The organism is Virgibacillus tibetensis, from assembly GCF_036026595.1.
GTDB classification, from domain to species: Bacteria; Bacillota; Bacilli; order Bacillales; family Amphibacillaceae; genus Virgibacillus_P; species Virgibacillus_P tibetensis.
In genome coordinates, this window is sequence record NZ_JARZFX010000024.1 from 1 (window position 1) to 21,592 (window position 21,592).

Below are 21,592 nucleotides of genomic sequence, written 5' to 3' on the forward strand. Positions count from 1 at the left end.
TTAAAAATTTCGAAAAACAAATTCATGTTCTTCTTAACATACTGGTTGTTTTGTTCAGTTTTCAAGGAGCAAATTTACTTGGTTGCCGTTTAAAGCAACTTTAATATCATACCAAATTTCTGGATTCATGTCAACACTTTTTTTATTACTGATAAAGTGTTTTTTATTTCGCCTCAATTTGGCGCCAAATTAATATACCATAGATAATCTATTCATGTCAACAAATAAATTAACTAATATTTTAGCTCCCTTATCTCAGAAATCAATCTAAAAGATAATAATAATATAGAGAGCAAACTTTAACTGTTTTCCACTTGGTGATTTCCCATGTTTTTAACAGCGGAAATCAATACTACAGCCCAAAGCTAAAAATGTCAACACTACCTTTTAACGTTTCTTTCATCTAATTAACGGGCTTACTTTTATGTTTTCCAGGATAACCCATAAATGATTGTATTTTAATAGTTACTTCCTTTTAATAGGAAGTAGGCTAATTATATGACTATACCCCCACAAACGAACTCTAAACATAAAACTTTAATTTTATTACTGTCGATCTTTATTAAGTAAGCTACTATTTACAGGTAAACATCCTATTTAGAAATGCTCTTCTTTTCCAGAGCTTCCTCCATTTAATCGACTTGCATAATTAAGTTTTAAGTAATGACTATTATTATTCCTCTACTTTATAGGTATGAATACTACTATTCCTATCCAGTTTTGCATATTTTGATCGACCAAGATAAAGCGGGATCTCCAGCTTTTCAAAATCAGGTAGCCCATTTTTCAAGAACATTTTTTCATCACGGTAGCATTGCGTAATTTCACCAACAACCCAATCATGGTCTCCATATGTATTTATATCAATTGTCTTGCACTCATAGGCGACATAAGCATCTCGAAGAATCGGTGCTGAAATTGTTATTCCCTGATCGTATGCTGGTCCACCTTGTGCAAATTTATTTAAATCCTCACCAGTATAAACCCCAGCTTGCTGAATAAAAGCTGCTTGATCATGCGCAAGAAAATTAATCGCAAAGCTTTCTGCGTTTTTTACTAAATCATAGGTATATCGCTGTCTGCCAATAGCAACACCATATATCGGTGGTTGAAATGAAATATAGGAATGCCATCCTGCTGCCATAATATTATTTTGACCATTATAAGAAGCAGTAACTAATGCAACCATACCAGGATAACTATGCATGACCGTATTTTCAGTTGGTTTTCTCATCTGACCCCATCCTTTTTCGTTTAGTTAAATGGTACAGTTTCTTTGATCAGATGGGAAGACTATTGATTGCTAAAATAATCTGCTACTTTACAATTAACACAGGGCAGTTTGCTCGTTTGGCTACCTTATGACTTACACTACCGAGAACAAATTCCTGCAAACCATTAAGTCCCCTACTACCAACAACCACGATGTCCGCATCGTTTTTATTTGCGTAATCCACAATCGAGGGTCCTGGTTCACCATGCAGAATTTTTATCTCATACTTAACACCAGCTTCCTTTGCTAAGCGATCTACTTCTTCCATTTGCACTTTTCGTGAATCATTTACATCAATCGCATTCCAATTATTTAATACATCAGATTTTGCCTTATCTGCATCTACAACATAGAGAACTTCAAGTGTTGAGTCCGAACCGCATGCTGTAATATTTATAGCATTTTCGGCAGCTCGTTTAGCATGTTGGGAACCATCTGAAGCCAATAATACTTTTTTATACATCTTTTAACCCCCCTCTTAATGTGTACCAAGTTTATTTGCTAACTTACCTACCAATTCACTACTGTCTTCATTCAAACCTGTTACTTCAATTTCTATTCCATTCTCTTTAAACTTAGAAACAATCTTGTCCACAGCAGCTACTGCTGAATCATCCCAAATGTGTGAACCACTTAAATTCAGCTCAACTTGTTTAATTGCTTCATTATAGTGAAATTCAGTTAAAAACTCTGTAACGGATGCAAAAAACAGTTCACCCCTTACTTTATATATTCTTTTATCTCCTATTAAAGAACTTTCTACACGTACTCGGGAAATTTTTGAAACAAAGAAAATAGAACTCAATAGAATTCCCGCAAAAACACCAATAGCCAGGTTATGTGTTATGACAACAGTCAATACGGTTACCACCATAACCACAGCGTCTGACCTAGGTATTAAGTGTAACGTCCTAAGAGAATTCCAATCAAATGTACTGATTGACACCATAATCATAACCCCAGCTAGGGCTGCCATTGGTATCTGCACGACAATATTTCCCAGTACAACAATAAGAAACATAAGGAAAACTCCTGCAACCAGGGAAGATAATCTTCCTCTTCCCCCTGATTTTATATTGATTACCGATTGTCCAATCATAGCGCAACCTGCCATACCTCCAAAGAAACCAGTAACTATGTTTGCAATCCCTTGCCCCCTACTCTCTACATTCTTATTGCTTTCTGTAGCAGTGGAATCGTCCACAATAGAAGCAGTTAATAGAGATTCCAGTAGTCCAACGATTGCTAATGCTATGGAATAAGGAAGTATTATATAGAAGGTTTCTAAATTGAGGGGAATTTCCGGGATTAAAAATAAAGGCAGTGTTTGAGAAATAGTACCCATGTCACCTACAGTACGCACACCAAAATCCATATAAATAGCTATACCTGTAATTACTACAATTGCTACCAGGGTAGACGGAACATTTTTAGAGATATATGGGAACAGATAAATGATTGCCAACGTGCCAGCAGCTAATACGTAAATTACCCACACCTCATCTACAAAATGATCTAATTGAGATGTGAAGATTAAGATAGCCAACGCGTTTACAAAACCAATCATGACAGAACGTGGAATAAACTTCATATATCTAGCTAATTTTAAAATACCAAAAACTATTTGTAAAATACCTGTCAGGATAGTCGCAGCCAATAAGTACTGCAGTCCATGTTCTGCAATTAAATCAATAAACAATAAAGCCATCGCACCAGTTGCTGCTGATATCATACCTGGCCTTCCACCAACAAATGCTATAACAACTGCTATCGTAAAGGAGGCATACAAACCAACCATCGGGTCAACGCCTGCAATGATGGAAAATGCGATTGCTTCTGGAATTAGAGCTAGTGCTACCACTAGACCAGATAGGATATCACCTTTAATGTTTCCGAACCATGATTGTGAATAAGACAATTCATTCATTGGTAATCCCCCTTTAATACTAGTATTAGTGTGTGCATTTTCAGGATATTTATCTGCTAGTTATTGAAATATGACCTTATATAAAAAAGTTGCTCCAGGGTATTAACCCATAGAGCAACTAATAGTTGTTCTGCTTAAATTATTGTGAAACGGGAGCGTCAATTACATAGCTATTTTTGAGGTGCTGATGGTGTTGAAATACTCGTTAACGCTTCTTCAGCCTCATTATCATACTGATTATCTACAGCGATATCACCTAATGCAACCATGCCAACAATTTGTCCATTTTCAACTACTGGTAGTCGGCGGATTTGTTGTTGTGCCATCAATTCTGCTGCTTGATGCACGTCCATATCAGGTGATCCCTGAACGATTTGCTGTGCAGTCATTACTTGAGATACTGGTGTCTGTGCTGCTTCACCTTGCGCTGTTGATCGAAGCGTAATATCACGATCAGTTATAATACCAACTATTCCCCCATTATTATTCACAACGGGAACCGCTCCAATATTATGCTCACTCATCACAGCAGCTGCTTCTTGAATAGACTGTGTCTCATTGACTGTAAATACATTTGATGTCATGATACTTCGTAATTGTTGTTGCATTTTATAACCTCCCTTTCACGTATTAGCTTGGTTAAAACGGTTTAATTTATAATAGGAAGATATTGCATATTACGTAATAATAAAGCTTGCGCCGTCCACAATTTCAATTTCAGGGTAGCTGCGCAGCTTTTTCATTAAATCAAATAATGCATCATCCTTCTGCTTTGCTTCAATCATACAATCAATATGATCAACACTCCCTTTAATCTCCTGTAAAAAATCCATAAACATGCTGTCATCTATGTAATCTGCATGCGCTCGATACTTTTCAGCAGATCGTGGACTTGATATATGCATTTTTACAGGGAGTGCAGAAGTTTGCCAAGTCGATAAAATTCTTTCCCATTGATCTGTCCAGTTTTCTCCTTCTGTATGATGTGCAAGGTAATGATGATAATCGAACACGATAGGTATACCTAATTTTTCACATAGATACAATGTCTCAGACAATGTGAATGTTTTATCATCATTTTCAAGAATAATCATACGTTGTATATCAGTGGAAAGTCTGCCCCAATTAAGAATAAACTGTTCCAGTGCTTTTTCTTTATTACCATATCCACCTCCGACATGCATGACACAACGTTCATTTGGTTCTATCCCCATTCCAGTCAAGAGGCGATGATGCATTCGCAGCGTTTTTACTGAATTCACAAAAACTTCTTTTACTGGTGAATTAATTAAAACGAAATGATCCGCATGAAAATCGGCACGCATAGTTGGGTGTTGAGCTAAAAACTGTCCAATTTGCTCAAGCCCTTCTTTTAAAGGCTGAATATAATTCCATGCTGGTAGATTTGGATGATTAGCCAATGGAACAATTTTGGAAGTCATTCGGAAAAAGTGTATATCATGTGCTAAATTATGCTTAAATAATCGTAGAAGATTAGCCAAGTTGGTTTGTGCTATCTTTTCCAGCTTTCTTAATCCAGCTTCTTGATCTATTAGCTTGGAAAAGCTGGCGTACGTCATGGTTTTTGATGTAGAACAATTCTTAACATGCATACTGATGGATGCATACCCAAGTCGGACTAAAGTCAATGAGGGATCCTCCCTTACAATTTTCTTTGTAATTGGAAGTATTCCCATTAAGCTTGATTTCATTTACTGGGGAATAAGTTATATGCTGTACCAATTGTCGAAATTCTTTTGAAACTAATTGAATAAATGAATCGTATATACAATAAGTGATAAACGCTTCAACTAACTATATAAAGGTTGTGTTGCTATGACTGTATTCGGGACACCGATCGATACGATATACTTAATAATACTTATTGCTGCAGGTGTGTTGACAGTTTTATATCTGTTCTTCGGGGATATATTAGATGGGATCAGTGAAGCCAGTGGGTTTTTGAATCCCGCTCTCATCTTAGCTTTCCTAACCTTTTTTTCTGCTACAGGTTATGTTCTGGAACATGTCACTCCGTTTTCCAGTCTACTAATCATGGCTGTATCTGTATTAATTGCATTAATACTTGATACATTGCTCAATATCTTCGTGCTTATCCCGTTGTCTTCTGCTGAAGAGTCGTTAAGTTATACAGAGGAATCCTTAAAAGGAAGGGTTGGAAAGATCATTATACCGATTCCAGAAGATGGTTTTGGTGAGATTATTATTGAAAGCAAGTTTGGAATAATCTCGAAACCTGCTACCGGTTATGAAGAAGGCCCAATTGCTGAAGGTAGTCAAGTGCTCGTTATCGAAGTTAAAAACGGAGTTTTATTTGTGGTTCCATATGAAAATGATCTGCATATGGCAGATTAGAGGCTGGGACATAACTAAATGGGAAGAATGAGAATCCGAACAATCGTAACTTAGCGTAGGCAAAATACGCAGACTCCTGTGGGAACAGCACGAGCTGAAGATCCACTGTGTGAAGTGCTCTTCTTCACACAGTTAGCTGAAGCCGTGCCCACGAAAAAGCGGAGTATTTTGCCGAAGCGGTACATTTGCTCAGGCGTTAATCTTCGGATTTTCCTGAATAATTCCTCTTTAGTCCCAAACTCTTGTATGTAGTCCACTTCTATATTATAAAGCATGCATCTTCTTGTCAGCCTCATCCCAAGAAACGGTGTAACCTTTTCCATTAGCACAAAAAACAGAGCTGGAGGTATATTCCGGATCGGCTTCCTTATCATAATCAATTTGCCTGATTACCTCATCTTCATTATGGCAATGACCATACCCACCATACCGTAGATTCAATGCCCCCTTGCCATGGGTAAAAGAAACAAAGGATGCACTGTAATTCATGAAAGTAGCTACAGGCACGCTTCCAGTTACTACCACTTTCTCCCCTACCACTTCAGGCGGATCAAAGCTTCCATGTGCTTGTTGAACATCCGAAATAATTCTTCCCACTAAGTCCTGCTCCACTTTTATTTTGAAATCATAAAAAGGCTCCAACAGAATGTTTTCCGTTTTTTCCAATCCTTGACGTAATGCACGATATGCAGCTTCTCGAAAATCTCCTCCAGAAGTATGCATATGATGTGCTCTTCCACTTAATAAAGTGATTTTAACATCGGTTAATGCGGAACCTGTAAGAATACCATGATGATCCCTTTCAAATAGATGATGTCGGATTAAATTTTGATGACCAACCGTCAAGTCATCCGCATGGCAACAGTTCTCAAAGTGTATACCACTATTTCGCTCGTCAGGTTCGATCTTAAGATGTACCTCCGCATAATGTTTCAAAGGTTCAAAGTGGCCATATCCGTTCACTACTGTGGTAATCGTTTCCTTATAAAGGATTGCTGGCTCCTCAAATGAAACCGTGAATTTAAATCTGTCTGTAATCAGCTGTGTTACTATCTCCAATTGAATGACACCCATTACATGTATATAGATCTCCTGAAAATGCTCATCCCATTCAACCTGTAAGGAAGGATCCTCAGCATCCAATAATGTAAAACAATGCAAGGCTTCTTTTACAGAAACAGATGAATCGAGCACAACCTTGGACCTGAGAGCAGGAATCATTTCGTAAAGGGCTTTTTCTTTTAGTTCACCGGCTCCATCGCCAGCCGCAGCCTTCGATAATCCAACCACTGCAAATAGTTCTCCTGCTTTAACTTGATCAACTAGTTTAAAATTACTGCCATTATAAACTCTAAGTTGTGTTACTTTTTCCGTGATTCTATCTTCTCCGCCTTTATAAGTGAGCATATCCCGAACAGATAACGTTCCTCTCAATGTCTTCATAAAGGTGACTCTGTTACCCTTGTCGTCATAGCGAATTTTATACACCCGACCTGCAAAATCTCCTGTTTCAGTGTAGGTAACTTCAGTAAGTTGATCTAATTTCCCAAGAAACTCGACAATACCAATATCTTTTAGAGCAGATCCCTTTGAAGCAGGAAAAACGGCATTTTCCTGAATCAGCTTTTTTAACTTATGCAGCCACAATTCCCTGTCATAGCCAATCGTCATATATCTTTCTAAAAGCGCTTCGTCACGTTCTGCAATAAATTCTATTAAATCTTCTTTCATCTCTCCAGTAGAAGTAAATAAGCTGAGATCAAAAACATCCTCCGTTAAGCTGCTTCTAATTTCTGCTATTACGCTATCTGAATCAGCGCCCTCACGATCCATTTTATTAATAAAGAAAAACGTGGGTACATTATGCTTCTTAAGCAGCTGCCAAACTGTTTCCGTATGTCCTTCAATTCCTTCAACTGCACTGATAATAACAACAGCATAATCCATCACCTGAATAGCACGTTCCATCTCAGCTGAAAAATCAACATGTCCAGGAGTGTCGACCAGATAGTAGGTTGATTCATTACAGGTGAATGTAGCCTGATCCGCAAAAACAGTAATTCCCCTACTCTTCTCTATGTTATGACTATCCAGAAACGCATCCCTATGATCTACCCGACCTCTCTTTTTAATGCTATTGCTATGGTAAAGGAGTTGTTCAGAAAACGTTGTTTTTCCTGCATCCACATGTGCTAATATTCCGATCGTCTTATTCATCTTATTCACCTCAAACGATATCGTATAGATTTATTATAGCAGATAGCTAGACATATACACCGGTAACTAACTGGCTTTAACTTTGGCGTGGCTATCAACATTCTCATGATTGATTAATGGTCACTATCCAGACATAAAATTATTTTTTAAAGATTATTTATTTTATGAAACTTATTACCAGATCTAATCGTATAATAAAGCTGACGGACTCACTATAAAGCCCTATCATGTTATCAGTTACCTGTTTACATAGTATTTACGTCATGCTTCTTCTGATTAGATATATCCGTTCATCTGAACAGGTATTTTTTAATAAAATTTCATAATAAGAATTGGGGGAAAAGAAATGTTTGATGCGATTTGGATTGTCATTGGCCTAGCTGTTTTTTTAGTCATTGCTCTTATTGGTGTATTCGTATCGAAATACCGCACTGCAGGTCCTGATGAAGCTTTGATTGTTACGGGTAGTTATCTGGGAGGTAAAAATGTCCACGTTGACGAATCCGGGAACAAGATAAAAATTATTCGTGGTGGAGGTACCTTTGTTTTACCAATATTCCAGCAAGCAGAACCACTGAGTCTGCTGTCAAGTAAACTGGAAGTTACTACACCAGAGGTCTATACCGAGCAGGGTGTTCCTGTAATGGCTGATGGAACAGCCATCATTAAAATTGGTGGATCGATTAATGAAATCGCTACTGCAGCTGAACAATTTTTAGGCAAGTTAAAAGAAGATCGGGAAAATGAGGCAAAAGAAGTTCTCGAGGGTCATCTTCGTTCCATTCTTGGTTCGATGACAGTAGAAGAAATCTATAAGAATCGAGATAAATTTTCCCAGGAAGTTCAACGGGTAGCTTCTCAGGATTTAGCTAAAATGGGTTTAATTATTGTTTCATTTACTATTAAAGACTTAAGGGATAAGAATGGTTACTTGGAATCCTTAGGAAAACCTCGAATTGCCCAAGTAAAACGCGATGCAGATATCGCTACAGCAGAAGCCGATAAGGAGACGCGTATTAAGCGTGCTGAAGCTGCAAAAGAGGCACAGAAGGCAGAATTAGAACGTGCAACCGAAATTGCCGAAGCGGAGAAGGAAAACCAGCTGAAGACAGCCGACTACCGCCGTGAGCAAGATGTCGCTAAAGCACGCGCAGACCAAGCCTATGATTTGGAAAGTGCCCGTGCTAAACAGGAAGTTACCGAACACGAAATGCAAATCAAAATCATCGAGCGTCAAAAGCAAATTGAATTGGAAGAAAAGGAAATTCTCCGTCGTGAAAAGCAATACGATTCAGAGGTTAAAAAGAAAGCCGACGCAGACCGTTATTCTGTTGAGCAAGCTGCTGTTGCCGATAAGGCAAAACAAATTGCTAATGCTGATGCAAACCAATATCGCATTGAGTCCCAGGCAAAAGCAGAAGCGGAAAAGATACGCGTGGATGGTCTTGCTAAAGCTGATTCACAACGAGCACAAGGGGAATCTGAAGCAGATGTTATTCGTCTGAAAGGGTTAGCAGAAGCAGAAGCAAAACGGAAGATTGCCGAAGCATTCGAGCAATACGGTCAAGCAGCTATCCTGGATATGGTCATGGATATGCTACCAGAATATGCGAAACAAGTAGCCAGCCCACTAGCCAATATTGATAAGATTACAGTTGTAGACACCGGCGGCAGTGGCAGTAATGGTGGTGCAAATAAAGTAACAGGCTATGCAACAGATTTGATGTCTACCTTACAGGAATCCCTGAAGGCTTCCTCTGGTATAGATGTAAAAGATTTACTGGAAAACATACCAGGGAAAAATAACATACCTGATGATCTGGACTTAGGTAGAGTGAGATATGAGAAAAAAGAAGAATTGGCTAACCAGGTCACAGGCAATGAAGTGAAAAGTAAAAATTAAGGTGAAGGAAAAGGAATCATCCAACAGGGTGATTCTTTTTTTAACTATTTTTGTGTTACTCCAAATATACTTTTTTACCTAAGGGTATACTTTTATAAAACTTACACATAAATAGAACATCTTTACTTTATGAAGGCGGGCTGAACATGGACGTATACGAATTGCTGCTGCGAATCATATTATCATTCCTAGTATTATTTACTTTAGCCAGAATTATGGGAAGAAAAGAAATCAGTCAAATGACATTTTTTAATTTTGTTTCTGCCATCTCAATTGGTTCAATAGCTGCAAGCCTGGCTATCAACCAAAATTTAAGTATCCGCAATGGAATAATCGCATTAGCAGGTTGGGCAGTATTTACAATTGCTATGGGATTTATAGATATTAAATACAAACGAGCAAGAATAGTAACTACCGGACAACCTGTAATCGTAATTAAAGATGGTAAGATCATGGATAATGCACTTCGTAAAACCCGTCTGGATATGGACGCACTAAATTCGCTACTGCGACAAAATAATGTGTTCTCCCTCTCCGAAGTCGATTATGCTGTATTTGAAACAAGTGGTAACCTTTCAGTCAGAAAAACAGATAGCAAACAAACTGTAACAAAAGAAGATATGAATATTATGAACACAAAACCAAACGTTTATTTTGCCTCGACTGAAGTCATTTCAGACGGGATTATTAACACGAAAAACTTATCTAAATTGCATTTGGATACTAACTGGCTAAAACAGAAATTACATCAAGCAGGAATACAGACCCCTTCTGAAGTTTTTTACGCTGAGGTTCAGCAGGATGGAACACTGTATATAGATAATAAGGACGATTTGGTTCATTAGAAACTTTATTTTTCACTTTATATGGAAAACTGACTAAACAATCATTCAGGAGGTTTATCTTAATGGGCATGTTAGATACAAAACCGCAGGAAGAACCACTGCATTCCGGCGAGGTTTTTAATCTTTGGACATACTTATATAGTACAAAGGGTTTTTTGGTTACATTACAGACATTAATTAATCACACAGGAGATAATGATTTAAAGGTGTTTCTTGAAGATCTTTATGAGAATGCCTTCACACAGGAAGATCAGCAAGTTGAGGCCCTCTTAAAGGAAACCGGCATACGGTTACCTCCTGCTCCACCTGATCGGCCGAATGTTGAACTTCAGGATATTCCTGCCGGAGCCCGTTTTAACGACCCGGAAATCGCTGTACTTGTACAAAAAGAATTAATGATAGGTAAAATGACTTGCAGCTATATAACAGGCATTGCCATTCGCGAAGACATTCGGACAATGTTTGGAGAGTTTCATACTCAAAAAGATGAGTATGAACTTAAAGTATTGAAAATCACAAAAAACAAAGGCTGGATTGTTTCTCCGCCAATAAACATTAAATAAACTAAGTCTGCATCCAAGGAGTGGAGAAAAAATTGAAATCCAAAAAGAAGGGTATGGTAATTGCAGCAATTGGATCCATTCCTCTTATTATGACATTGGGTAATTCCATGCTCATTCCAATATTCCCTAAAATGAAATCCTCTTTAGACCTCTCCCAAATGCAGGTCAGCTTAACCATTACTGTTTTCTCCATTGCAGGGGCTATATGTATCCCCGTGGTCGGATATCTTTCAGACCGTTTTTCAAGAAAAGTAATCATCATCCCCTCACTAATCTTATTTGGACTTGGTGGATTGCTTGCGGGACTTGGGGCTGCTTTTTTCTCTAATTCCTATACATGGATCATCATTGGAAGGATTATTCAAGGCATTGGCGCAGCAGGAACAGCACCTATTGCGATGGCATTAACAGGAGACTTGTTCAAGGGAGGCGAACAAAGTCGTGTTTTGGGGGTTTTTGAAGCATCCAATGGACTCGGCAAAGTTTTATCACCAATAATCGGTTCACTTATTGCATTAATTGTTTGGCATCTTGTCTTCTTTGCATTTCCTCTGTTTTCAATCATCTCCCTATTATTGGTGTGGTTTTTCGTAAAAGAAAAAAGTAATCGGCAAGCGCCTCCTCCCTTTCCTAAATATGTAAGAGGATTATTAAGTGTCTTTAAGCATGAAGGACGCTGGTTGTTTACAACATATCTTGCAGGAGGGACCGTCTTATTTACATTATTTGGTATTTTATTTTATTTATCCGATATATTGGAGTCAAAACATTCTATTGAAGGGGTACTGAAGGGACTTATTTTAGCTCTACCTTTACTTGTCATGGTATCCACATCTTATATAACGGGGAGTAAGATCGGAAAAAACCTGGAAAAAATGAAAAAGCTGGCTGTTCTCGGTTTTTTACTTATGACGATTTCATTTGGATTACTCGTTATGTTTGAAAAGATTGTTCTGTTTCTCATTGTGCTTGCTCTCAGCAGTGTAGGTGCCGGGCTTATTTTGCCATGTGTAAACAGTATTATTACAGGAGCTGTCGGAAAAGAACGTAGAGGATTTGTTACTTCTTTATACGGATCTGTCCGGTTTCTTGGGGTTGCACTTGGTCCACCGGTTTTTACCCGCTTAATGGATTGGTCAAGGACTGGTATGTTTTTAACTATAGCTGCCTTTACATTAATCGTCGGTCTCCTTGTATTGACTTTGCTCCATGTAAAAGGAAAAGACGGGACAGATAATAAACAAACAGCTGTCCGTTACAAATATCTGTAGAAGGCTAAATTATGGCTTCTTTCGCCAACCTAATGTGTAACTTTGATGGAAAGTCACCTGGCATATAAGGTCAATTATTCTTGTAGATATCCACTGACTAGTAAGTGCCAGTAGAATAATTTTCCAGTCAATGATTACTGCTGTAATTAAAAAAATGCAACAATTGATCCAAAACAGAGGTTGTCCTGGCGAAATATTTTTCCCAGATGCAATTATAAGGGCAATTACACCTACTCCCCCATTGGATACACCTTGACGCATAAGAAGTCCAATTCCTGTCCCAAGAAGAACAGAACCAAATACAAGATCGTAGAAAATATTTCGATTCGGGATATGTATTTGTTCAAATAATTGAATCGAAATGGATGTCACCGTAATTCCAATAATGGTCCAAAGCGTAACGCGTTTACCAAGGTATGTTACCGCAAGCAAAAGCATGGAAAAGTTGACAATCCAAAGTCCTATCCCCATATCCATGTTAAACCAGTAATTTAACAGCACAGCTATCCCGCCTGCCCCACCCGATGGTATAAAATGAGGAAATAAAAATAGTCCCATTCCCAATCCCTGAATAGCACCTCCCGCGACAACTAGTCCATTTTTTATCATGAATTGTTTCATGGGCCCCCTCCTAATTCACACCATACAGTACAGCTATTGGACAGCTCTCCCTCCTAATCTTATTCAAGTTACACTGCAATAATGCTAACAATCAGATTCACATGAACTTGTTAAATAGTTATCAATCTATATGGCAGTTGATTGATTGTTTATTTAGTAAATTTCCGTTTTAAAAATAACAATTCGGGAAATATAAGCTGAGTTAGATAAAGGAGAGAAGCCTATTTTGATTACGTTGAAGAGGCACGCGGTAGGGTGCTAAAATTTGTTTTAGGAGGAATAAGAAAATGGATAAAAGAAAAGGATCTTCACATAAAAATAAGAATGCCGCTCCTGGTATCGACGAGGAGGATTCATATGGAACAAAAGCAACTAATTCCGAAATACAAAAAGGTGATTCAACGAGAGTTACGAGGCTTATCAACGATGAATTAGATCCAAGTGGAGATTAACTTGAAAAAGGCATACTCCCTTATCGAACATTTTAGGGAGTATGCTTTTTGTTAGAGATCAATCGTATATTTCATCGGCATTTTTATAGCGTAGTTTTTCTGAGAGAACTGTCTCTTTTCCATTTTTATTGTTTGCTTGCTGATTACGCTCTTTTTTCTTACTTTTGCTTGTCTGAGACTGATTAGGATTATCTTTATTATTTTCATAATGCATAAGCCTTCACCTCCCCTTCTTTTCGCTGTATGCTTTACCATCAAAAATCTTTTGTCCATCGGTTTCTTCTGCAAATTCGGTCTGTAACTGATTCACTTTTCTATGATCTTTCCGACTATAAGCAGAAAACTGGTTTACAATGTAGCCATGAATAAATGGTTCACATGCAGTGATAAAAAAAGCAGCTAACAAGGAAGTGGTAATAACAGGATAGTCACCGCCACCGAATAACCCCCCTGCTATCCAAAGAGATAGGAATGCTAATGGAAAGTCTGCAATTGTAGCTGTCATATTGCCAAATTTACGAAGAATAAACAAGTCACCAATTAGATATGCTAGTCCCGTTACAAGGAAACTAATTAAGAGCAAATCTGTAGAAGTGAAGAAAGTAAAAATCCCCAGTATAGCAAAAATCGTAAATGATATTACCAGAAATTTTATCCCCAGTACTTTAAGATGTCCCATAGATGAATCCGTCCTTTCTGCTATTAGTATTAGTTAATTCACTCAAAATAACAGGATTCACGAAAATTAATAGCAAACTAACCTGAGAATATCAATAAAATGCATAACGTAATCTACTTCAGACAAAATACTAATGAGATAGTGTAAGGATTCGCCATAAATCAACAGATGCACAAAAATAGAAAAGGGATGTGAACTACTATGGAACATGTAAAGGCTTTAGCGATAAAATTCATCGCATTTTTTGTTGTAGTATTCTCTGTGTTTGTGATTTTCAGCAGTGCTACTATCACAAGTCTATTTTGGATAAGCATCCTTCTCACAGGTGTATCCTACGTTATTGGAGACTTGCTAATACTACGAAGATACGGAAACCTCACAGCAACAATAGCAGATTTCCCTTTAGCATTTATTATACTTTGGGCATTAGGAGGCTTGTTTATAGGCGCTGGATTCCCACTAATAACCGCTTCATTATTTGCGGCAGTCTTTATTACTGCTTGTGAGCCATTTATTCATGCATTTATAATAAACAGCTTTGCAAATGAACGAAAAGAACGACCTGCTACAAACCAACTACAAACCGAATATTCAGAGGAAATCGATGTTGAACCGACAGATGAGCTGGACAGGTAAACCACATTTACGAGTGAGGAGTTCAGCGCGAGCCCAGCGAAAAGTTCAGCCAGTTTTGATGCCCAAACGGTTGATCGCTGAATAAACCCGGTTGAACGCGGGATAAAGCTGAAAAGCGCGGGATAAATTGGTCCCACCGCGGGAATATGCATGTCGAACGCTGGATTAAGTGGAGCGATCGCTGAATGAAAACAGGGGCAACGATCAAACACTTAAATTAAGGATGTTACCTGAGGAGCGTGAATATAATGGAAATTAAAGTGATGACCTATAATATTCACCATGGAAAAGGAATGGATAAAAAAGTAGATCTTTATAGAATTGCTGAAATAATTGAAAAAAGTGATGCAGATATTATAGGTCTTAATGAAGTGGATAAGCACTATTCCAAACGTAGCCACCATCAGGATCAGGTTAGGTGGCTTGCAAATCATTTGGATATGGATTATGCTTTTGCTCCCTCAGTCTCACTGACGGTCAGGAATTCAGTAACTGTAAGACAATATGGAAATGCCCTCTTGTCACGTTTTCCAATTTTAAACACAAAAACACTTCCGTTTGATGTTGCATCCCGACTGATCGAAGGAAGGTCAATACTTGATGTAACCCTTCAACTAAACGAAAAACTACTTCAAGTAAATGTAACTCATTTTAGTTTGAATCCGTTTCTTCAACGAATGCAAACGAATTTTTTGGTGAACCAAGTTAATAATTATGTTCATCCCCTAATTATCTTAGGTGATTTTAATATGAAGCCTGGTTCAAGAGGTTGGAAGAAATTGATCTGTGAATTTTCCGATGGGTGGTATATTGCAGGAAATGGTAAAGGAAGTACTTATCCATCACTCCGACCGAGATCGAGGTTAGATTACATATTTTCCTCTCCCAGTATTGAAGTTATTAATACGGAAATAATAACAAAACTACCTCATGCCTCTGATCATTTACCAGTTAAAGCGCATCTTCGTATTTAAAAGAACCACCCTAGAATTTTATGGAAATGCAAAGTGAATACATGGTAATAGGTGCTAAGCTTGGCGATGTATTTAAAAACGAAAGTTCTCCAATACATATAGGCGGTGCCAGTCATGGATGATTGCATAAACAAGATTTTTTGTATTCATAGCAGTTATCGGAACAGATTCCGTTCCGAACATACGCGTACTTTAGATAGTAAAGAATCGATTATTTCTTTAATTAAATAGCTTTCCTTCTAGTTAAAAGAGGTTGGAACAAAAGAGGAATTATTCAGGAAAATTCGAACATTAACGCCTGAGCAAATGTATCGCTTCGGCAAAATACTCCGCTTTCCGTGGGCACGGCTTCAGCTAACTGTGTGAAGAAGAGCACTTCACACAGTGGATCTTCAGCTCGTGCTGTTCCCACAGGAGTCTGCGTATTTTGCCTACGCTAAGTTCCAATTGTTCAGATTCTCATTCTTCCCATTTAGTTATGTCCCAACCTCTTTTCCTTCATTAAAAGATCGTTTCGTTTTCTATGAAAAATAGAGTTTTGTGATAGGTATCAAAACCCGTTATTCATCCCGTGGTTTCTTTCCTCCCTAGGGACTGAATAGACAAAGGTTAAGGATACAGGGCTCTTTTTTCAAAGAAGTGCAACTACTAGTCAGCATGCCAGTTTCATAAGGTAATTACTGTTTTGCCAACACCTCTTTTGTCCTTTTTCCCGGATGATGATCTGGCAATTCCTCGCCACGACCAAACAGATTATCTCTTAATGTAGTTCCTTCATACTCTTTTTGAACCAAACCTCTTTCTTGTAGAATTGGTACTACATATTCAATGAAGTCTTTAAACGTGCCGGGAGTTATTGCATAGGCAATATTAAATCCATCCACTCCAGCTTCATTAACCCATTCCTCCATCGTATCGGCAATTTGTTCGGGTGATCCGACAGCATAGGCGCTCATGCCGCCAATACCTACAAAGTTCTTGATCTCTTCAACTGTCCATTGTTTATTAGGGTCTATTTTTGTAAAACCTTCAAGCGCTGAACGAATCGAATCATTCTCTATATAACTGATAACCTGATCTGAGTCATATTCGGATAAATCTATTCCGGTCCAACCACCAAATAAAGCTAATGCTCCTTCATGGCTGATATGATTCTTATACTCATTATATTTCGCATGAGCTTCTTCTTCCGTTCTGCCGACGATCGGTGTAAACATCGTAAGAATTTTGACTTCTTCTTGTGATCTCCCAGTTTTCTCGATATCATCCCGCAGCCGTTTAACCGTCTCTTTAGCTACGGTTAATGTTGGTGAACCAATAAAAACACATTCTGCGTTTTCAGCTGCAAATGCACGACCTTTCGCAGATGCTCCCGCTTGATAAATGACAGGTGTCCGTTGGAGTGATGGCTCGCTTAAATGGGCGCCAGGGACTTTAAAGTATTTCCCTTCATGATGAATATCATGTACTTTGCTGGGATCAGTGAAAATACCGTTTTCTTTATCCAACTTAACTGCATCCTTTTCCCAGCTTCCTTCCCATAGTTTATAGCACACATCCAAGTATTCTGCCGCTAAATCATACCGCTCATCATGTTTCATTTGATCTTCCAAACCCATATTAACTGCTGCACTTTTCAGGTAGGAGGTGACAATGTTCCAGCCCACACGTCCCTTCGTCAAATGATCTAATGTAGTCATCCTGCGAGCAAATGGATAGGGATGCTCATGCGTAACTGAAGCTGTCACACCAAATCCGAGATGCTTTGTTACTGCAGCCATTAACGGTACAACTAATAACGGGTCATTAACTGGGGATTGTGCCCCCTGACGCACTGCTGCATCTCTTGATCCTTCATAAACATCATACGTACCCAGCACATCTGCAATGAAAACAGCATCAAATCGTCCTTTCTCCAATGTTTTAGCAAGTTCAATCCAATACTCGCTATCTTTATAACGGTGGGACTCATCTTCCGGATGGGTCCATAAGCCCGGAGACTGATGACCAGCACAGTTCATATCAAAAGCATTCAAATAAATTCTTCTTTTTGCCATATTATTTTTCCTCCTTTAGGTTATTGTTCATGTTTACAGATACTTAGTAAGTTGATGAGACTACCGGATTTTGATTGTTTACTAATTCGAGAAAGTAATAAAGCTGCTTTTTTGTACGTCCTAATAGATCCTCATCTATAATTGGATTTTTCTTATTTTTATCTATTTGACTATCAAGTAAGTAAAGTCCTTTTAAATTATGGCCTTTTAATGTTGCCAGCACTGGTTTCAATGTATACTCAAGCGCCAGGAGGTGGGACATACTTCCGCCTGTCATTAATGGTAATACTGGCGTATGTTGCAACACATCCTGTGGGAGTACATCAATTAATGCTTTGAGAACTCCAGAATAAGCGCCTTTATAAACCGGAGATCCAACAATAACTCCTCTAGCATTCTGTATTAATGTCGCAATTTCTTTGATAGCCGGACTTTCAAAATTCCCCTGAAATATGTCTTTATGTGGTGCATCTTTTACGGAAATATGACTTACCTTGAAATTTTCATCTTGAATTAAGTCTCCTAAGTATTTCAGCACTTTATCAGACCGGGAATATTCAGAGGGACTTCCTGATAAAATAACGATGTCACTCATGACGATCAACCTTTCTTTTCGCAATTTTTTATAGTCGTGTTCTAATTCGATGTGTCATTTTTTCACTGGACTTCTTGAACTAGCTATGCCTAACTGTATATTTCCACAAAATAGCCCCCTTTTCTTTAATGAGAAAAGAGGGCTGTTCCATTTTAGTTATTTCCACTCTTATCTCTCAAGAATTGCTCCCGCTGGAATTAGCACCTTTCTGACATATGTCAGAGGTTGCTGAAGCTTCATAGGGCCAGTTCCCTCAGCTTCTCTTGATAAGAATATTTAATTATTAGATATAGTGTATTCGAATTAATCCGATAAATCAAGTATGAATTTAGAATTAACTTAAAATTGCCAATAACATATTCAATATATTACAGTCCATACAACGAACAAAAGCGCTCCAACTAACTGGAGCGCCTTCCTATAATACTTATTCAACTTCGCTTAACATATTTTCTATTTCAGTCATAATCTCTCCAGCTTCTTCCCAGTTTCCTTGAGATAATGCATTCTGATAAGCATTAAACAAATCCGAGAACTCGAGTAGCGTTTCTTCTGCACCAGTAATGACCTGTACTGGATCTTCTGTTCCCTCAGCAGCTTCTTCATCCACTTCAACTTGCACTTCTGGGTCAATCAGTGCGAGCATCCGCTCAAGGGCAATGTCAAAGTTTTCTTCCATTACAATATGATCTTCATATGCAATGACAATTTGTTTAACTTCAGGTAGTGATGTTGCATTGGATGATTCAATATAAATCGGTTCTACATACATGACCGTATCCTCAATTGGAATTGCTAACAGATTTCCCCGTATAACCTCTGATCCGCCTTGTGACCATAAATTCAACTGTTGGGAGATCGTACTGTCCTGATTTATCCGGTTCTCTATTTGTTGCGGTCCATACACATTTTTTTGTTTAGGGAACTGGTAAACAAACAGTTCTCCATAATTATCTCCATCATTCCGAACACCCATCCACGCAACCATGTTTTGACGATTTCTTGGCGTATATGGCATCATAAGAATAAATTCTTCTTCATCATATTCAGGTAACTTCATGGTGATATAGTAAGGTTCAACGTCTACGTCTTTATTGAAATATTTTTCAGTGGGAAATTGCCAAAAATCTTCCCGATTATAGAATACTTCTAAATTAGACATATGATATGTTCCAAACATAGCAGCCTGGATGGAAAACAACATTTCAGGATAACGGAAATGCGCTTGCACATCTTCTGGTATCTCTTCCGTAAATAAATCAGGGAATATATTCTGATAGGTTTGCAGCAATGGCTCATCCGGATCTACAATATAAAAATCCACTTCCCCAGTATAAGCATCAATGACTACTTTTACCGAATTTCGAATATAATTTTCATTGCCTTTATGTGACTCTGCATATGGATAACGTTCGGCCGTTAAATAAGCGTCTATAATCCAAGCAAGACTGCCATCATCCCTGACAAAAATATATGGATCTTGATCATATTGGAAAAACGGTGCGATTCGCTTTACCCTCTCCATAATATTACGTGTCTCCAGCAATTGGCTTTCCTCCGTTATTTGGTCAGACACCAGCATTCTGAAAGAGCCTTCACTCAAGGAAAACAACAGCCGATTGATCCCAGCTAAAGGAATTCCTGAATCTCCTTCAAAACGGGAGGAGATGTTTTCATCACCTGACGGGTAATCAAATTCATCAACTTTTGTCCCAACAATAACATTTCCATAAGGTTCTTCGCCAAAGTAAATCTGTGGACGCGTTATATCCAGCACGCCTTTTGGCGGCAGATTGCTCAACATATATTCGGGTTGACCCTGCCTGGTAACCTTATTAACATGACTCATCGCCACCCCGTACCCATGGGTATATCTCAAGTTTTGGTTAACCCATGTTTGTGCCTGTGATGGCAGGTCTCCTGTACTTAATTCTCTTGCACCAATAAAGACCTGCTCGTACTCTCCATCAATTTCATAACGATCAATATCAATATCATTAAATCGATAATACGTACGAAATGTCTGCAGTTGATTATATATATCGAGCAATGGTCTTGAATCATTAACTCGTACGTTATCAATAGTCAGTTGATTTCGCTCGATCATTTCTGCGTCCAGGGAATCATTACCCGGGTGTTCTTTTTCTTCGATACGATCTAAATCATAAGCATCCCTCGTAAAAGAAAGGTTATGCTCCAGATAAGGGGTTTCTTTAGAGAATTCATTAGGTGAAACAACATAATTCTGTACAAGTGCGGAAGTTATTTGACCTGCTATTACCAGTACCAAGTAAACAACTACTGGAACAGCCATCGAAACTAACTTTCCACGGTTCAGTGAAATGATCATCCAAATCGTTCCAATGATTGCTGCAGCTGCCAGAATATACGATTTCGGAATATTAATAAGCTGGTCTGTATAACTTAAGCCATGCACTACACTCTCCTGAAATATATTCACATTATTTGTCAAAAGCGTGCCATATGGCGCCAATAGATGCAGGCCAGCCAGAAGCAAGCCAATGAATCCAAGTGTTATGCCCATGTGCAGCTGGGCTGAACGGCTCATTCGGTACATATTGAAAACAGAATAAGCACCTGCCTCCAGAATCAAGAAGAAGATACTAAAGCCAAGCAAGAGATAAATAACAAACTCTACAAATGGCAGGATAAATAAATAGAATGAAATATCCATGTTAAAATAAGGATCGGTTTCACCAAATGTTGCATGATTCAGTAATTTCAGGAATGGCTCCCAACCTATCCCCTGCACAATACTGCTGCCAATTGCTCCAATAAATAGTGCAGCAGCAAATATGATAAGATTACTCATTTTCCGGTTCAGTACAACTGGTGGCAGCTGGTGCTGGTCGAAATGATTAATATATGACTTTCGTATCCATGAAAGTGTTAAATAACTAAGTGCAAAAAACAGGAAAAACCCTATAGCACCAAGCAATACTTTACTTCCCAAAATAGTAGTATACACATCACTAAAGCCAAGTGTACTCATCCATATGTAATCTGTGATCCAATCAAAAGCGAATAAGGACAAAATAAAGAGTAATACCAGGATACCCAGTATAACGCCGATCCGATTACCGATCCGCTTCCACTTCTCAATTTGTTTTACATTCATTTTTTCTCTAAAATCCAAATGGTCAACCCCCTATGAAACTAGTATTATCCTTATCTATGATAAC

Annotated in this window: 20 protein-coding genes and 1 riboswitch; of the genes, 8 read left to right on the forward strand and 12 right to left on the reverse strand. The window is 38.2% G+C overall.

What is annotated here, in order from left to right:
• Positions 1 to 673: 673 nt before the first annotated feature.
• The 5 genes from QGM71_RS20850 to uvsE all read right to left on the reverse strand — a co-directional run bounded on the left by QGM71_RS20850 (position 674) and on the right by uvsE (position 4,849).
• On the reverse strand, positions 674 to 1,234 hold the full coding sequence (locus QGM71_RS20850) for a flavin reductase family protein (protein WP_327609479.1): 561 nt from the start codon (positions 1,232 to 1,234) through the stop codon (positions 674 to 676).
• 82 nt (positions 1,235 to 1,316) lie between these two features.
• Positions 1,317 to 1,736: a universal stress protein gene (locus tag QGM71_RS20855; RefSeq protein ID WP_327609480.1), complete on the reverse strand. Its 420-nt coding sequence runs from the start codon at positions 1,734 to 1,736 to the stop codon at positions 1,317 to 1,319.
• Between the two features lie 15 nt (positions 1,737 to 1,751).
• A complete protein-coding gene (locus QGM71_RS20860; RefSeq protein WP_327609481.1) occupies positions 1,752 to 3,200 on the reverse strand; it encodes a SulP family inorganic anion transporter in 1,449 nt (482 codons plus the stop codon).
• 170 nt (positions 3,201 to 3,370) lie between these two features.
• Complete coding sequence (locus QGM71_RS20865) at positions 3,371 to 3,808, reverse strand: CBS domain-containing protein (RefSeq protein ID WP_327609482.1); 438 nt, start codon at positions 3,806 to 3,808, stop codon at positions 3,371 to 3,373.
• Positions 3,809 to 3,877: 69 nt separating this feature from the next.
• Positions 3,878 to 4,849, reverse strand: coding sequence for a UV DNA damage repair endonuclease UvsE (gene uvsE, locus QGM71_RS20870; RefSeq protein WP_327609483.1), 972 nt, complete (start codon positions 4,847 to 4,849; stop codon positions 3,878 to 3,880).
• A 187-nt stretch (positions 4,850 to 5,036) separates the two neighbouring features.
• Between uvsE and QGM71_RS20875 the strand changes: the two genes are divergently transcribed.
• On the forward strand, positions 5,037 to 5,576 hold the full coding sequence (locus QGM71_RS20875) for a hypothetical protein (protein ID WP_327609484.1): 540 nt from the start codon (positions 5,037 to 5,039) through the stop codon (positions 5,574 to 5,576).
• A gap of 264 nt (positions 5,577 to 5,840) precedes the next feature.
• On the opposite strand, the gene QGM71_RS20880 is transcribed toward QGM71_RS20875, so the two are convergent.
• A complete protein-coding gene (locus QGM71_RS20880) occupies positions 5,841 to 7,793 on the reverse strand; it encodes a translation factor GTPase family protein (protein WP_327609485.1) in 1,953 nt (650 codons plus the stop codon).
• Between the two features lie 346 nt (positions 7,794 to 8,139).
• Here QGM71_RS20880 and QGM71_RS20885 point away from each other — a divergent pair, with 346 nt between their 5' ends.
• The 4 genes from QGM71_RS20885 to QGM71_RS20900 all read left to right on the forward strand — a co-directional run bounded on the left by QGM71_RS20885 (position 8,140) and on the right by QGM71_RS20900 (position 12,375).
• Positions 8,140 to 9,696, forward strand: a complete 1,557-nt coding sequence (locus QGM71_RS20885) for a flotillin family protein (RefSeq protein WP_327609486.1) — start codon at positions 8,140 to 8,142, stop codon at positions 9,694 to 9,696.
• Positions 9,697 to 9,842: 146 nt separating this feature from the next.
• Positions 9,843 to 10,541 carry a DUF421 domain-containing protein gene (locus QGM71_RS20890; RefSeq protein WP_327609487.1) on the forward strand — a complete coding sequence of 233 codons (699 nt, stop codon included), beginning with the start codon at positions 9,843 to 9,845 and terminating at the stop codon, positions 10,539 to 10,541.
• A gap of 62 nt (positions 10,542 to 10,603) precedes the next feature.
• A complete protein-coding gene (locus tag QGM71_RS20895) occupies positions 10,604 to 11,104 on the forward strand; it encodes a DUF3231 family protein (RefSeq protein WP_327609488.1) in 501 nt (166 codons plus the stop codon).
• A 53-nt stretch (positions 11,105 to 11,157) separates the two neighbouring features.
• Positions 11,158 to 12,375: an MFS transporter gene (locus QGM71_RS20900; RefSeq protein ID WP_407703070.1), complete on the forward strand. Its 1,218-nt coding sequence runs from the start codon at positions 11,158 to 11,160 to the stop codon at positions 12,373 to 12,375.
• 9 nt (positions 12,376 to 12,384) lie between these two features.
• Here QGM71_RS20900 and QGM71_RS20905 read toward each other — a convergent pair whose 3' ends face one another.
• The gene (locus QGM71_RS20905) at positions 12,385 to 12,996 is read right to left on the reverse strand and encodes a YitT family protein (protein ID WP_327609490.1); all 612 of its coding nucleotides are present in this window, start codon (positions 12,994 to 12,996) and stop codon (positions 12,385 to 12,387) included.
• A 287-nt stretch (positions 12,997 to 13,283) separates the two neighbouring features.
• Between QGM71_RS20905 and QGM71_RS20910 the strand changes: the two genes are divergently transcribed.
• Positions 13,284 to 13,448: a hypothetical protein gene (locus QGM71_RS20910; protein WP_327609491.1), complete on the forward strand. Its 165-nt coding sequence runs from the start codon at positions 13,284 to 13,286 to the stop codon at positions 13,446 to 13,448.
• Between the two features lie 58 nt (positions 13,449 to 13,506).
• Here QGM71_RS20910 and QGM71_RS20915 read toward each other — a convergent pair whose 3' ends face one another.
• The gene (locus QGM71_RS20915) at positions 13,507 to 13,662 is read right to left on the reverse strand and encodes a hypothetical protein (RefSeq protein WP_327609492.1); all 156 of its coding nucleotides are present in this window, start codon (positions 13,660 to 13,662) and stop codon (positions 13,507 to 13,509) included.
• Between the two features lie 6 nt (positions 13,663 to 13,668).
• Positions 13,669 to 14,127 (reverse strand): YndM family protein, encoded by a 459-nt coding sequence (locus QGM71_RS20920; protein ID WP_327609493.1) that lies wholly within the window; start codon positions 14,125 to 14,127, stop codon positions 13,669 to 13,671.
• A 201-nt stretch (positions 14,128 to 14,328) separates the two neighbouring features.
• Here QGM71_RS20920 and QGM71_RS20925 point away from each other — a divergent pair, with 201 nt between their 5' ends.
• Positions 14,329 to 14,763 (forward strand): YndM family protein, encoded by a 435-nt coding sequence (locus tag QGM71_RS20925; protein WP_327609494.1) that lies wholly within the window; start codon positions 14,329 to 14,331, stop codon positions 14,761 to 14,763.
• 248 nt (positions 14,764 to 15,011) lie between these two features.
• The gene (locus QGM71_RS20930; protein ID WP_327609495.1) at positions 15,012 to 15,737 is read left to right on the forward strand and encodes an endonuclease/exonuclease/phosphatase family protein; all 726 of its coding nucleotides are present in this window, start codon (positions 15,012 to 15,014) and stop codon (positions 15,735 to 15,737) included.
• Between the two features lie 677 nt (positions 15,738 to 16,414).
• Here QGM71_RS20930 and QGM71_RS20935 read toward each other — a convergent pair.
• The 3 genes from QGM71_RS20935 to QGM71_RS20945 all read right to left on the reverse strand — a co-directional run bounded on the left by QGM71_RS20935 (position 16,415) and on the right by QGM71_RS20945 (position 21,528).
• Positions 16,415 to 17,794 carry an LLM class flavin-dependent oxidoreductase gene (locus tag QGM71_RS20935; protein ID WP_327609496.1) on the reverse strand — a complete coding sequence of 460 codons (1,380 nt, stop codon included), beginning with the start codon at positions 17,792 to 17,794 and terminating at the stop codon, positions 16,415 to 16,417.
• A 43-nt stretch (positions 17,795 to 17,837) separates the two neighbouring features.
• Positions 17,838 to 18,389 carry an NADPH-dependent FMN reductase gene (ssuE, locus tag QGM71_RS20940; protein WP_327609497.1) on the reverse strand — a complete coding sequence of 184 codons (552 nt, stop codon included), beginning with the start codon at positions 18,387 to 18,389 and terminating at the stop codon, positions 17,838 to 17,840.
• 165 nt (positions 18,390 to 18,554) lie between these two features.
• A riboswitch (SAM riboswitch) is annotated at positions 18,555 to 18,662 on the reverse strand.
• Positions 18,663 to 18,816: 154 nt separating this feature from the next.
• Positions 18,817 to 21,528: a UPF0182 family membrane protein gene (locus tag QGM71_RS20945; protein ID WP_407703071.1), complete on the reverse strand. Its 2,712-nt coding sequence runs from the start codon at positions 21,526 to 21,528 to the stop codon at positions 18,817 to 18,819.
• Positions 21,529 to 21,592 lie beyond the last annotated feature (64 nt).